General features: G+C 32.2%; 11 protein-coding genes and 1 tRNA gene. 7 read left to right on the forward strand and 5 right to left on the reverse strand.

The window, feature by feature from the left end; genetic code table 11:
- Positions 1-14: 14 nt before the first annotated feature.
- Together ACI5KZ_RS01070 and ACI5KZ_RS01075 are read right to left on the reverse strand one after the other, a co-directional pair.
- Positions 15-88: transfer RNA gene (locus ACI5KZ_RS01070), tRNA-Arg, on the reverse strand.
- Positions 89-144: 56 nt separating this feature from the next.
- On the reverse strand, positions 145-297 hold the full coding sequence (locus ACI5KZ_RS01075) for an SsrA-binding protein (protein WP_109307681.1): 153 nt from the start codon (positions 295-297) through the stop codon (positions 145-147).
- A 115-nt stretch (positions 298-412) separates the two neighbouring features.
- Here ACI5KZ_RS01075 and ACI5KZ_RS01080 point away from each other — a divergent pair, with 115 nt between their 5' ends.
- Positions 413-2,362, forward strand: a complete 1,950-nt coding sequence (locus ACI5KZ_RS01080; protein ID WP_406846628.1) for an endonuclease — start codon at positions 413-415, stop codon at positions 2,360-2,362.
- A 66-nt stretch (positions 2,363-2,428) separates the two neighbouring features.
- On the opposite strand, the gene ACI5KZ_RS01085 is transcribed toward ACI5KZ_RS01080, so the two are convergent.
- Positions 2,429-4,210 (reverse strand): M56 family metallopeptidase, encoded by a 1,782-nt coding sequence (locus ACI5KZ_RS01085; protein ID WP_406846629.1) that lies wholly within the window; start codon positions 4,208-4,210, stop codon positions 2,429-2,431.
- A 2-nt stretch (positions 4,211-4,212) separates the two neighbouring features.
- Positions 4,213-4,572, reverse strand: coding sequence for a BlaI/MecI/CopY family transcriptional regulator (locus ACI5KZ_RS01090; protein ID WP_109307684.1), 360 nt, complete (start codon positions 4,570-4,572; stop codon positions 4,213-4,215).
- A 131-nt stretch (positions 4,573-4,703) separates the two neighbouring features.
- On the opposite strand from ACI5KZ_RS01090, the gene ACI5KZ_RS01095 reads away from it, so the two are divergent.
- From ACI5KZ_RS01095 to ACI5KZ_RS01120, 6 genes are all read left to right on the forward strand, one after another.
- Complete coding sequence (locus ACI5KZ_RS01095) at positions 4,704-5,657, forward strand: calcium/sodium antiporter (protein WP_109307685.1); 954 nt, start codon at positions 4,704-4,706, stop codon at positions 5,655-5,657.
- A 126-nt stretch (positions 5,658-5,783) separates the two neighbouring features.
- On the forward strand, positions 5,784-7,970 hold the full coding sequence (locus ACI5KZ_RS01100; protein WP_406846630.1) for a glutamine synthetase III: 2,187 nt from the start codon (positions 5,784-5,786) through the stop codon (positions 7,968-7,970).
- A gap of 544 nt (positions 7,971-8,514) precedes the next feature.
- The gene (locus ACI5KZ_RS01105) at positions 8,515-9,168 is read left to right on the forward strand and encodes a Curli production assembly/transport component CsgG (RefSeq protein ID WP_406846631.1); all 654 of its coding nucleotides are present in this window, start codon (positions 8,515-8,517) and stop codon (positions 9,166-9,168) included.
- Between the two features lie 40 nt (positions 9,169-9,208).
- On the forward strand, positions 9,209-10,387 hold the full coding sequence (locus ACI5KZ_RS01110; RefSeq protein WP_406846632.1) for an AIR synthase related protein: 1,179 nt from the start codon (positions 9,209-9,211) through the stop codon (positions 10,385-10,387).
- Between the two features lie 19 nt (positions 10,388-10,406).
- Complete coding sequence (locus ACI5KZ_RS01115) at positions 10,407-11,360, forward strand: DUF3078 domain-containing protein (RefSeq protein ID WP_109307689.1); 954 nt, start codon at positions 10,407-10,409, stop codon at positions 11,358-11,360.
- Between the two features lie 177 nt (positions 11,361-11,537).
- Positions 11,538-14,093, forward strand: a complete 2,556-nt coding sequence (locus tag ACI5KZ_RS01120) for an adenosylcobalamin-dependent ribonucleoside-diphosphate reductase (protein WP_406846633.1) — start codon at positions 11,538-11,540, stop codon at positions 14,091-14,093.
- A 55-nt stretch (positions 14,094-14,148) separates the two neighbouring features.
- Here ACI5KZ_RS01120 and ACI5KZ_RS01125 read toward each other — a convergent pair whose 3' ends face one another.
- Positions 14,149-14,808, reverse strand: coding sequence for an ATP-binding cassette domain-containing protein (locus ACI5KZ_RS01125; protein WP_406846634.1), 660 nt, complete (start codon positions 14,806-14,808; stop codon positions 14,149-14,151).
- Between the last annotated feature and the right edge of the window lie 117 nt (positions 14,809-14,925).

Below are 14,925 nucleotides of genomic sequence, written 5' to 3' on the forward strand. Positions count from 1 at the left end.
ACTGGTTTTATTAGTGACCTCGACTGGATTCAAACCAGTAACCTCTTGAGCCGTAATCAAGTGCGCTATTCAGTTGCGCCACGAGGCCATTTTTGAGGATGCAAATATATTCCTTTTTAAATGAAATTTCAAAAAAAACTTGAATTAATCTAGGGCGTTTTTGGTAACATAAAGTTTCCAACCAAAAATAGCCATTTGAAATTTACTGGCTTTACTTAAGTCTAAACGTTGTTTTGTATAGCTTGGAAGTATTATTTTATTTAATTTAGCGAGTATTTTAAAGAATTTTTTTGTCATCTTATTGCAAAGATACATTCCTTTTTTTATTCATAAAGTGTTAAAATTAACTATTTAATAATTCAGAAACGAAATTAAGTCAAAGAGTTGATTACATTTGCTAAAATTCTCCCGAATGAAACAAATAATTACTTTAATAAGTTTCCTAATGCTAGGACAACTTTCTTATGCACAATTAGTAATAAACGAACTAGATTGTGATTCTCCAGGAATAGATGATAAAGAATTTGTAGAATTAAAATCCGATACTCCAAACGCCTTACTGGATGGCTATGTGTTGGTGTTTTTTAACGGTTCTTCATCTGGTGCAGATTCAAGCTATTTCACAATTGATTTAGATGGATTTACTACAGATAATAATGGTTTGCTTTTAATTGGAAGTGATGCTGTTGAGCCATTTCCTCAATTATTAATAGCAGCTAATGTGATTCAAAATGGAGCAGATGCTGTTGCTATATATTTAGGTGATGAAACGGATTTTCCTGAGGGCACTCTTGCAACTCAAACGAATTTAATTGATGCTTTAGTTTATGATACAAGTGATGCAGATGATACTGAATTAATGGCCCTTTTAGGGGTTACTGAGCAAATTAATGAAGGCTCAAGTAATAATACAAATTCTATTCAACGTAATAACGATGGAAGTTATACAGTAACAACTCCTACACCTAGATTATTGAATGATGGTAGTGGAGATATTTTTAATGCTATTTCTATTTCTACTTCGCAAACTCAATACAATGAAGGTGATGTTTTTGATATAGTCTTTACAGCACAACAAAATGTAACCTCCAATTTCGAATTTAGTTTTACATTAGATAATTATGGTTTTACAACAGACGATTTTACTGGAAATACTACAATTACAATTCCATCTGGTCAAAATACCATTTCTACAACCATTACTTTAATAGATGATACTTTAGATGAAGGAGACGAAGAGCCACTTGTAAAGTTTTCAAACCTACAATGGCCATACATACCTAATAATAATTTCTTAAAGCTCCGAGTGGTTGATAACGATTTTACAATGGCTGCTTTCGGTACACCAATAAATGCCACTTATGGTATAGTGTCTAGCACGCAACCTGATGGGTATTATAGCAGCTTGGATCAGTTGTCTGGTGTTGATTTACGTCAGGCTTTACAAGATATTATTGCGGATCCGAATGTGGTTAGAGCCCAAACATATACCGATGTTATTGATATTTTAAAAGAGGCAGACCAAAACCCTGAAAACAGCAATCAGGTTTGGTTGGTATACCAAGAACAAGGTCGTGCTAAATTAGATTTTCAACTATCTTCTGTAAATACTGGAAAATGGAACAGAGAACATACTTTCCCAAGATCAAGAGCAGGATATTATAGTATTGAAGAAGATGAAATTGCAGATGGTATAGATGTGTTTTGGACAACTAAAGCCGATTCTTTACGTCATGGAAACTCCGATGCTCATGGGTTAAGAGCTGTAGATGGTCCAGAAAATAGCAGTCGTGGCAATCAGTTTTATGGCGAATATAATGGACCAACTGGAACCTTAGGTGGTTTTAAAGGAGATGTTGCCAGAGGCGTTTTTTATTTAGCTGTAAGATATAACGGTTTAGAAATTGTTAATGGTTATCCAGATGGCATCCCTGGACAGTTAGGAGATTTACAAACCTTGTTAGAGTGGCATAGAAATGATCCTCCAGACGATTTTGAAATGAACAGAAATAACGTTATTTACAACTGGCAGTTTAATAGAAATCCCTTTATTGATCAGCCAGATTTAATAGAATATATCTGGGGAAATATGGTTGGTGAAACTTGGGAACAAAATTTAAGTATTGCTGAAGCTCAAGAATTAAAAGTGAGTTTATATCCTAACCCAACAAGTGGTAGGTTGTTTATAAACGGTATCACTTCCGAAACAAAAATCGATGTGTTCTCAGTAGATGGTAGACAATTGTTATCCCAAAAAATTAATAATAATACTTTTGTAGATTTAACTCTAAATTCTGGATTGTACCTGGTTAAATTAACTTCAGATGATAAATCAATTGAAAAAAAGATTTTGATTAAATAAGAACGATTTATATTGAAAAAACCCCACACTTATGTTGGGGTTTTTTTATAAAGTTACTTTGAGGTTTTATTTTTTAGTTATAATCTCTACAATGCCGTCTTTAGCTTTCTCACCATGCTTTTCAATAGCTTTCTCACCTTTTAATACATTGACACTAGCTATGATGTCTGGGTTAATTTTTTCCATCTCTTCTTTAGTAATTTCTTTTCCATCTATGAAAAAAAGTGGTGTTCCACCATTGTTTGTAATAACAGCCCCATCTTTAGCATTCATTTTCACAATTTTTACTTTTTGTTTTGTATGAGGGTCTTGAGTCGTAAAATGAAGGCCATCTTTATCAGGAGATATAATTTTTACTTCATAGTTTTTTTCTTCATGGTCACCCGATGTTTCTTCTTTTGTAAGCCATACTTTTTTAGACTTGCCGTGACTCTTAGTATCATAGACTAATGTTTCTCCATCTCCATCATCAGAAATTGTAATGATCTCGATAGTACCATCTCCATCTTTAATAGTTTGTATTTCGCCATCTTCGCTAGTAAAAACGATACCGCCATTAGATACAATTTCAAATTCTTTGTTAGAGTCCTTATCATCTGTAGATAAAACAAAAACATTTTCACTCTCATCACTAGAATTTATTTTATGTGCATGTCCATCTTTAGTTATAAAAGCCATTGTGTGTTTGCTGGATTGAATAGAAACGTTTCCAATAGAAATTTGATTTCCGTCTGTATTAAAACTAATTTTAATAGGAGCAATTGGTGCCATACCATTTGTGTTATAATTAGCACTAGACTCCTTAGATTTGACATCAATTTTAATGGCGATAATTTCATTAGCTGTATTTCGCTTAACGCCTTTAAATTTTAATGTCAATCCTTCCTGTAACAATTTGTTTTTAATTTTTTCTAATTCTGTATCTGTGAAATCTTTAGTGATAATCACAGTAGCTTTTTCTGATAAATTAGTGGTTAAGGTTTGATCTAAACCAGAAGTATTAATATAAACTTCTTTGGTGTTAAAGCTCATTAAAAAGAGCCCTAATAGTGGAAGAACTAAAAATAGCTTCCAAACATTTAATTTGTTTGATTTTGATTTGTGTAACATAACGATTCGTTTTTTGATTAATGAATTATAAAAATTATTTGTAACCATCAATTGATGGTTGGTTAAACTAGCTTTAACTAATAAACGTTGGTAACTTTTCTCACATTCGGAAATTTCTTGGGCTTTATTGTCTGCAATGAACTCTAAATTTTGTTGTAATTCTTTTTTGTATAGCCAACAAATTGGGTTTATCCAAAACACGATGCAACTTATTTGACACAGCATAACATCTATTGAATGAAATTGTTTAGCATGCACTTTTTCATGATTAATAATATGTAATAACTCGTTTTCATGAAAGTGACTAGGATTATATACAATCCAGTTAAAAAAAGAAAAAGGAGGTACATTGTTTGTTGTTTCAATAAATGTGAAACGGCCTACTTTCTTTTTTTTATTGTTTTTTATGAGTACAAACAAAGAGGCAAATTCGATAACTAACTTTCCAAAAAAGAAAGCAAAACCAAATAAATAGATCCAATTAATCAATTGAAAAAAAGTAATGGAATTCTCAACAGTATCGTTTAATGAGCTATCAGATACTAAACTGTTTGGCAATGTTAATTCTGTATATTCAACATAGATTGGAATAACTAATAAAGGAACTAAAGTTGACACTAATAAGCCTAAAAACAGGTACCATCTATTGGCATTATAAAATGTTTCTTTTTGTAGAAATAGTTTGTAACAGATGTAAAAAATGCCTAAAACGACTGATGCTTTAATAAAATATTCCATAATTACTCTTTGTTTTCAATTAAGGCTATGATTTCTTTTAAATCTTCGACACTTATTTTTTCTTCTTTAGCAAAAAAGGAAACCACATTCTTGTAAGAGCTATTAAAATAGTTGTCTATGGCTGTATTCATAAAACGTTCTTTATAAGCTTCTTTTGTTATAATAGGGAAATACTGATGTGTTTTGCCATAAGCATGATAGCCTACATAACCTTTCTCTTCTAAATTTCTTATAATAGTTGAAAGTGTATTATAATGTGGTTTGTCTTCTTTTATTTCAGCAAGCACATCTTTAACAAATGCTTTTTCTAGCACCCATAAAATATGCATAATTTCTTCTTCTTTATTTGTGAGTTTTTGCATGATGTTAATTTTATAATTCAAACATATAACTATTTTTCTAGTTATACAACTACCAATATAGTTATTTAACGAAATTTTTAGTTTTCATTAACTTATCTTAGGAAATGTTATCTTCGCCAAAAATTTTGTTTATGAGTTTAGTTTGGGTTGTATTAGGGTTAATTTTATTAGTTGTTGGTGGAGAGTTTTTAGTGAGAGCTTCGGTTGCTTTATCGTTTAAATTTAATATATCTAAGCTTGTAATTGGGATGACAGTAGTGTCTTTTGCAACTTCGGCTCCAGAATTATTAGTTAGTTTACAAGCCGCATTAGATGGTTCTCCAGACATTGCACTAGGAAATGTCATTGGTTCTAATATTGCTAACATAGGATTGGTTTTAGGTATCACAGCAATTATTTCGCCTTTAACAATTAGTCACGACTTCTATAAACTTAATTGGCCGATGATGATGCTCTTATCCATTGTCCTGTACTTTTTTTTAAAAAGTGGAAATGTCTTAGATTTTAATGAAGGTTTGATTTTATTTCTTTCACTAATTGTTTTTCTATATATATTAATTAAGAAATCAAAAAATAATAATTTAGAACCTGTTGAAGAAGTAAATGATGCCTTAAAAAAGACGTCTAATATTAAGTTGATTATTTGGCTGTTAATTGGTGGATTTGCTCTTTATTTTGGTAGTGAGTGGTTGGTTCAAGGAGCTAAAGAAATGGCCTTTAATTTTGGTGTTAGCGAACGTGTTATTTCTGTAACCATGGTAGCTATTGGGACGAGTGTTCCAGAATTAGCGGCATCGGTAATTGCAGCCTTAAAACAAGAAAAAGCCATTTCTTTAGGGAATTTAATTGGTTCTAATATTTTTAATATTGCGTCTGTTCTTGGAATAACTGCTATGATATCTCCTATAGGGCTAGATAACCCAAAAATTTTGACAAATGACATTTTCTGGATGTTGGGCTTTGCATTTATCTTAATCCCTTTTATGTTACTTCCAAAAAAGTTCGAAATTGGAAGGCTTAAGGGATTTGTTATTTTAACAGCCTATTCAATGTTTATAATTTTAGCATTTTTAAACGATAAATAGGGTAGTCTATCTTGTTTTTCGATATTTTTTACAAGTAACCCCTAAAAAAATAGGGGTTGCTTGTTTGTTTTTCGATATTTTTTATAAATTTGCCCCATATAACCACTTACAACTAACAAATAGATTATGTCAACTTTAAGATTTCACGCAATTAAAAAATCACTAAATAGAAAACCTATTAAGATTGAAGAAAAAGTTCGTAGATCCGAACTTTTTGGACAGAATGTTTTTAACGAAGATAAGATGCGTCAATATTTAACAAAAGAAGCATTTAATAGCGTTATGGATGCCATGCAAAATGGCACTAAAATCGATAGAGTTGTTGCAGATCATATCTCAACAGGAATGAAAGAATGGGCTATTTCTAAAGGAGCAACGCATTATACACACTGGTTTCAACCTTTAACAGGTTCTACTGCCGAAAAACACGATGCTTTTTTTGAGCCTATAGGTAATGGACGTGCCATTGAAAAATTTGGAGGAGGACAATTAGTTCAACAAGAACCAGATGCTTCTAGCTTTCCTAATGGAGGAATTAGAAACACCTTTGAAGCTCGTGGTTATACAGCTTGGGATCCAACATCTCCTGCTTTTATTTATGGTACAACCTTATGTATTCCTACAGTGTTTGTATCTTATACTGGTGAAGCTTTAGATTACAAAACGCCTCTATTAAGAGCTTTGCAAGCAATTGATAATGCTGCTGTAGACGTTTGTAAGTATTTTGATAAAAATGTTAAAAAAGTAAATGCTTCTTTAGGTTGGGAACAAGAATATTTTTTAATAGATAGGGGTCTCGCTGCTTCTAGACCAGATATTCAGTTAACTGGAAGGACGTTACTTGGTCATTCTTCTGCAAAGGGACAACAATTAGACGACCATTATTTTGGTACCATTCCAAACAGAGCTATGCAATATATGCGTGATCTTGAAACAGAATGCATGTTGCTTGGTATTCCCGTTAAAACCAGACATAACGAAGTAGCTCCAAATCAGTTCGAATTAGCTCCAGTTTTCGATGAAGCCAATTTAGCTGTAGACCATAATTCCTTATTAATGGATGTGATGGATAAAGTAGCTGAACGTCATGATTTTAAAGTCCTGTTTCACGAAAAACCTTTTAAAGGTGTTAATGGGTCTGGAAAACATAACAACTGGAGTTTAAGTACTAATACTGGAGTAAATTTATTAGGTCCAGGAAAAACACCTATGAGTAATCTTCAGTTCTTAACCTTTTTTGTAAATACTATTAAAGCTGTTTATGATAACGAAGAATTAGTAAGAGCATCTATAGCTTCTGCTAGTAATGATCATAGATTAGGTGCTAACGAAGCGCCTCCGGCTATTATTTCAGTATTTATAGGAGAACAGCTAACTAGTGTTTTAGATGAATTACAGAACGTTACAAATGGTAAGTTGTCTCCAGAAGAAAAAACAGACCTTAAATTAAATGTGGTTGGAAAAATTCCTGAAATTTTATTAGATAATACAGATAGAAACAGAACATCTCCTTTTGCTTTTACTGGAAATAAATTTGAGTTTAGAGCCGTTGGTTCAACAGCTAATTGTGCTAATCCAATGACTGTTTTAAATACCATAGTTGCTAATCAGTTAATTGAGTTTAAGAAAGAAGTCGACGCCCTAATTAAAAGTAGAGGTTTAAAGAAAGACGAGGCTATCTTTAATATATTAAGAGAGTATATTAAAAAATCTAAAAACATTTTATTTGAAGGAAATGGTTATGGTGAAGCATGGGAAAAAGAAGCCAAAAAACGTGGATTGAGTAATCATAAAACAACTCCTGAAGCCTTAAAAGCAAAAGTGTCTAAAAAGACTTTAAGTCTTTTTGAAGATTTAGGAGTTATGAATAAGGTTGAATCTATTTCTCGTTACGAAATTGAAATGGAAGAATATGTGTTGCATATTCAAATAGAAGGTCGTGTTTTAGGTGATGTTGCTAGAAATCACGTGGTTCCAATAGCAGTTAGATATCAAAATAGATTGATTAAAAACGTCAAGGGTTTAAAAGAAATTTATGGTACAGGATTTAAAAAACTAGCTAAGGAGCAAATGACTCTTATTGAAGAAATTTCTGGTCATATCGAATCTATTAATTCGAATGTTACCAAAATGACGAATGAAAGAAAAGTAGCTAATAACATTGAAAACTTAGAAGAAAAAGCTAGTGCTTATTGTAACAAAGTGAAACCAATTTTTGATGAAATTAGATATCATTGCGATAAGTTAGAACTGTTGGTGGATGATGAACTTTGGCCATTAACAAAATACAGAGAATTGTTATTTACCAAATAAACATTTTCTTTAAGTTAAAAAAAAATCCTGTGTAAAAACAGGTTTTTTTTTGGTCAAAAATCAAGTGAAATGTCGTTTGTCTGATTTAATTTGTAAATCAACGAAAAATTGATAAATGCAACTTCCTGTATGCTCTTTTTTAGTAATTTAGCACTGCTATTAATCAATTATTCTATTTAACATGAAAAGGCTCATTATAAGTGTACTTATGCTTATGGCAGCAACTTTAATATTTTCACAAAAAAATAATGAAAATACAAAAGTGAATGCACAACACGACCTGGTAGTTCACGAACAACCAGCTTTATAGATTTAATATTATTTATTTAATGGAAAATACCATTTAAATATTCTTTATTTTTAAAGATATAATTAAAACACTCTATAAGTTAAATTGCAAAATTTAACTTATAGAGTGTTTTTTTTTTATGTGTGCACTTTTTTTATTTACCAGGCAATATATTTGTTTTCAAGTCTAACTTATTGATTATTTGTTATATTGCACTGAATTATAGCGTGTTATTGAAAGAAAAATTCTTTTAAAATGAAAAAAAAGCAAAGGTGTTATAAATATTTAATTCTAATATTCCTTGGTTTAGCAGGTTTGAATGGAATGGCTCAAAAGAGTAGTAAATTAAAATTAGGGTTTAATACATTGAGAGGGGATAATGTGGTAGATATGGCTTTTGGGACTGCAGTCCCAAATGGAGATTATTCAAATCCCATGTTTGAAATTTACATGCATTTTGGTTATAAAAGATATGTAGTTCCTCATTTAAATATTAATTTCAGTTATAATAAGTTTAACATTGCTTTCAAGGATGCTTTTAATGAAGGGTATATGTCTTTCGATGTAAACTTGGAAGGGACTATCTTTCCAGACAAAAAATTCACACCTTATGTGTTTGTTGGAGGAGGCGTAAATGCCTCTAACTATTTTGAGCAATCGGAAGCAAAAGCACAAGGAGGATTAGGTGTTGAGTATCTTATTTCAGATAAAATAGGTATTAAATTATTTTCAGATTATAATTTGCTTTTTAGTGATGAGCTTGATGGTAGAATTTATGGAAATTCAGACGATGTTTATTGGAGAATGGCTTTGGGACTTAATTATTATTTTGGAGGTTCTAAAAGAAAAGTTAAAACTGATAGAAACGAGCCTACAATTATCAATTCCAATCCTATAATTAACAATTAAGTAAATAACAATTATTACTTTTGCATTTCAATAAAACGTCATGAGCGAAGAAATAAGCAAAAGGTATTCTCAAAGAGGTGTTTCTGCCTCAAAAGAAGATGTTCATAATGCCATAAAAGATATCGATAAGGGGCTTTTTCCTAAGGCTTTCTGTAAGATTGTGCCAGATTATTTAACAAATGATTCTGATTATTGCTTGGTTATGCATGCAGATGGAGCTGGTACAAAAAGTGCATTAGCTTATATGTATTGGAAAGAGACAGGAGATATTTCAGTTTGGAAAGGTATTGCTCAGGATGCACTTATCATGAATATTGACGATTTGCTGTGTGTTGGTGCAACAGATAATATCATGTTGTCGTCTACAATTGGAAGAAATAAGAACCTGATTCCTGGAGAAGTGATTGCTGCTATAATTAATGGAACAGAAGAACTTATTTCAGATCTTAAATCATTTGGTGTAACCATTCATTCAACAGGAGGAGAAACTGCAGATGTTGGAGATTTAGTACGAACTATTATTGTAGATTCTACAGTAACAGCTAGAATAAAACGTAAAGATGTTATAGATAATGCTAACATACAGGCAGGCGATGTGATTGTTGGTTTAGAATCGTTTGGCCAAGCATCCTATGAAAAAGAGTATAATGGAGGTATGGGGAGTAATGGCTTAACTTCTGCTAGACATGATGTGTTTCATAAATACCTTGCTACTAAGTACCCAGAGAGTTTTGATGCCACTGTTCCGGAAGATTTGGTTTATTCAGGGCAGGTTAAGCTAACTGATACTGTGGAAAATTCGCCTATTGATGCAGGGAAATTAGTGCTTTCTCCTACGAGAACTTATGCGCCAATTATTAAAAACATCTTATCCAAATATAATAGTAAAGATATCCATGGAATGATTCATTGTTCAGGTGGAGCTCAAACAAAAATTCTTCATTTTATCGATAATCTTCATATCATTAAAGATAATATGTTTCCAGTTCCTCCTTTGTTTAAGCTTATTCAAGAGCAATCTAAAACAGATTGGAAGGAAATGTATCAGGTGTTCAATTGCGGCCATCGTATGGAGCTGTATGTAGCGCCAGAAGTAGCTCAAGATATTATAAGTATTTCAAAATCGTTTCAAGTGGATGCTAAAATAATTGGTCGTGTTGAGGCTTCAGATGCAAAACAGTTAACCATATCAAGTCAATACGGAGAGTTCAATTATTAGTTTTTAAAAATTCGGGTTAATGAAGAAGTTTCTATTCATTTTATCTATCGTAAGTTTTCAGTGTATCATTGCTCAGCCAGATTCTTTATATTTTAAGACTGAAAACATCAATATTCCTAAATGGTCTCAAAACAACAAAGCTAGTGTGCTTCTAAGTGAAGTGGCTTTTGTTAATTGGAATGCAGGAGGTAGTAATTCTATATCAGCATTGTTCAACTTTGAAAGCGCTTTAAAATATAGGTATAGACATCTCGTGTGGCAAAGTATTTTAATTTCTCGTTATGGAATTAATAAGCAAGAAAATCAAGGCTTAAGAAAAACGGATGATATCCTGGATGTAAGCTCTACCTTAGGCTTTAGAAGGAACGAATTTACCAATTGGTTTTTTTCTTCCAGATTTCATTTTAAAACACAATTCACTAAAGGGTATAATTATCCAGACGATACAAATGTTTTGTCCAGATTTATGGCTCCAGGTTATTTGTTTGTTGGAGGAGGAATTGAATATGGAAAAAACATTGAAGAGTTTTCGTTTTACTTTTCACCCCTAACTGTTAAAACAACGTTTGTTTTAGACGATACGTTGGCTAATTCTGGTTCTTTTGGAGTTACTCCTGCAGTTTATGATGATCAAGGGAACATACTTGAAGAAGGAGAGCGCATTAGAAATGAATTTGGAATTTTATTAACAAGTATCTACGAAAAAGAAATTTTTCAGAATGTCTTACTTACTAATTATGTTAGTTTTTATACAGATTATATAAACGAGTTTGGAAATATTGATATCGATTGGCAAATTAATTTCGATTTTAAAGTTAATAACTTCATGAAAGCTAATTTTGGTTCCCACTTAAAGTATGATAACGATGTAAAAACTCTGGTTGAAACAGAAGAGATAGATGAGTATGAAACCAAAGGAGCAATGGTGCAATGGAAGCAAATCCTTGGTGTAGGCGTGGTTGTTGACTTTTAATAAAAAATAAAAAATTTGTGAACTTTTTATTGTTAATAAATTTTTACACTACTGATAAACAGGATTTTATGTAAATTTCTTGTAAACTTTATGATTTTAGTCATGTTTTAAGTGTAAAATTTTTACGTTCTTTATGTTTTCAAAAAAAGAATATAAATTTTTTAATTAATCCAAAACATGCCAACAAAAACCCAAGAGAAAGTACTTCCTCCTACTTATTCACAAGATGATGCCTTTCAGGCCTCAGTAAAATATTTTAAAGGCGATGATTTAGCTGCTCGCGTTTGGATCAATAAATATGCTTTGAAAGATTCTAAAGGTAATTTATACGAGTTAACACCAAACGATATGCACAAACGTATTGCTAAGGAAATAGCAAGAGTTGAGTCGCGATATCCAAATCCATTATCCGAAGAAACTATTTTCGATTTAATTAAAGATTTTAAATACATCGTGCCTCAAGGAAGCCCGATGGCTGGAATTGGTAATCCATACCAAATCGCATCGCTTTCAAATTGTTTCGTGATAGGAAATGAAGGTGATTCAGATTCCTATGGTGGTATCATGAAGATTGACCAAGAACAGGTGCAACTTATGAAACGCCGTGGAGGAGTTGGTCACGATTTATCTCACATTCGCCCTAAGGGCTCTCCTGTAAAAAATTCAGCGTTAACCTCTACAGGCATTGTACCTTTTATGGAGCGTTATTCTAATTCAACTCGCGAAGTGGCGCAAGACGGCCGTCGAGGAGCTTTAATGTTATCGGTTTCAATTAATCATCCAGATTCCGAAAACTTTATTGATGCTAAATTAGAGCAAGGTAAAGTGACTGGAGCTAATGTTTCGGTAAGAATTGATGACGAGTTTATGAAAGCTGTAAAAGCGAATTCAACCTATACTCAGAAATATCCAATTTTTAGTCAAAACCCAAAATTCTCAAAAACCATTGAAGCCAATAAAATTTGGAAAAAGATTGTTCATAACGCATGGAAATCAGCTGAACCAGGTATTTTATTTTGGGACACCATTATCAACGAATCGGTTCCAGATTGTTATGCAGATTTAGGTTATAAAACGGTGTCTACAAATCCGTGTGGCGAAATTCCGTTGTGTCCATATGATTCTTGCAGACTGTTAGCTATTAATTTATTTTCTTATGTAGAAAATCCGTTTACTGAGCAAGCATCTTTTAATTTCGAATTGTTTAAAAAACACATCCATGTCGCACAACGTATTATGGATGATATTATCGATCTTGAATTGGAAAAAATAGACGCTATTATAGCTAAAATTGATGCAGACCCAGAAGCCGATGAAGTAAAGGCAATTGAAAGAAATTTATGGTTAAATATTCAAACCAAAGCAAACGAAGGTCGTAGAACTGGAATAGGCATCACTGCTGAAGGTGATATGCTTGCTGCTTTAGGAATTAAATATGGAAGTAAAGAAGGAAATGCTTTTTCTGTTGAAGTACACAAAACATTAGGAATTGAAGCATATAGAGCTTCAGTTTATGCAGCAAAAGATAGAGGGGCTTTCGCCATTTTTGATGCTGAACGTGAAAAAAACAATCCATTTATCCAACGTTTAAAAGAAGCAGATGATAAGCTGTATTACGAAATGTTGGAACATGGACGTAGAAATATTGCTTTGTTAACCATTGCTCCTACAGGAACTACTAGTTTAATGACCCAGACATCTTCAGGAATTGAACCTGTTTTTATGCCAGTTTACAAACGTAGAAGAAAAGTAAACCCTAACGATAAAAATGTACGCGTAGATTTTGTGGATGAAGTAGGAGACTCTTGGGAGGAATATGTGGTATTCCATCACAGATTTAAACAATGGATGGAAGTGAATGGTTTTGAGGTTTCGAATAATTACGACCAAAAGGAACTAGATGCTATGGTTAAAAAGTCACCTTACTACAAAGCGACCTCTAACGATGTCGATTGGATGAGTAAAGTAAGCATGCAAGGTGCTGTACAAAAATGGGTAGACCATTCTATTAGTGTGACCATCAATTTACCAAATGATGCTACCGAAGAGTTGGTAGGGCAATTATATATGGAAGCATGGGAAGCAGGTTGTAAAGGAGTAACTGTTTATCGTGATGGTTCACGTTCTGGTGTTTTAATTTCAAACGAAGAAAAGAAAGAAGAAGAACAGGAAACCTTAACTCATTTTCCAACAAAAAGACCTCAAGTGTTAGAGGCAGATGTGGTTCGCTTTCAAAATAATAAAGAAAAATGGATTGCTTTTATAGGCTTAATTGACGGAAAACCTTATGAAGTGTTTACGGGTCTTGCTGATGATGAAGATGGTATTTTAATACCAAGATGGGCAAACAAAGGGCTTATAATTAAAAATAGAAATGAAGATGGTAGCTCTCGTTACGATTTTCAATATAAAAATATAAGAGGCTATAAAACGACAATTGAAGGTCTGTCTCATAAATTCAACCCAGAATATTGGAATTATGCGAAACTGATTTCAAGTACCTTGCGTCATGGGATGCCTATTGATAAAATTGTAGATTTAATAAATAGCTTACAATTGGATAGCGAATCTATAAATACATGGAAAAACGGTGTGGTTCGTGCCATAAAACGTTATGTGGAAGATGGAACTCATGCCAAAGGACAAATGTGTTCTAACTGTAGTTCTGAAAATTTAATTTATCAAGAGGGCTGCTTAACTTGTAAAGACTGTGGTTCATCTAAATGTGGATAGTCCATATAAATATGTAGAAAATAAGAAGCTATTTCAATGGAAATAGTTTCTTTTTTTAAAAGGTATTTTGACTGATGTATTTAAAATCTTCAAGCATTTTTAAGTCTGTGATTAATTTAGAGTTTCCATCTTTTATTAAATACAAATTATCGCTTGTGTCGATAATATCTCGATATAGATGATCGGTAATAATGATGATTTTTCGTTGCTTTTCTTCCGAAATTAGTTTTTTTATGGTTTGTATATACAAAGGGGCCACATGCGAAAAAGGTTCATCTAAAAGAATGATTTTTGTGGAACTTTTTAAAAGTAAATAGGTCTCTACTACTCGGCGTTCACCCCCAGAAAGCTGTCTGAGTCTATTATTTTTATAAATTGTAAAGGTTTCAAAATGCGACGTAAATTCCTCCCAATTTACTTGAAATAATTTGAAAGCAGTTTTTAGTTTCAAGCTATTAGGTGCTATAGGCAGTTGAGGTAGATACTTCACCAGTTTTGTTTGATAAAGTGGTTTTAAAATGGGCTTGTTGTCTAAACGAATCAGTTTGTATTTTGGTTTCAGTGTGCCAAAAATAATATTCAGTATGCAACTTTTACCACTGCCATTACTTCCTAGTATGCCAGTAACTTCGCCTGTTTGCGCTTTAAGATAGATGCCATTGAGAATGCGTTTTTCTTTAAAATAAAATTCGACATTATCTAATTCTAAAATCATATAAAAACACTAATCAATTTAAATAAAAGACTAGTTATAAAGATATCAATTAAATACATGATCCCGAAAAGTTTTAAAGAAGATATCCCAAGGTTTTTATAGAAAAGAAGTTTGCGT

Origin of the sequence: Xanthomarina sp. GH4-25 (assembly GCF_045363175.1) — a bacterium.
In the GTDB taxonomy this organism is placed as follows: domain Bacteria; phylum Bacteroidota; class Bacteroidia; order Flavobacteriales; family Flavobacteriaceae; genus Xanthomarina.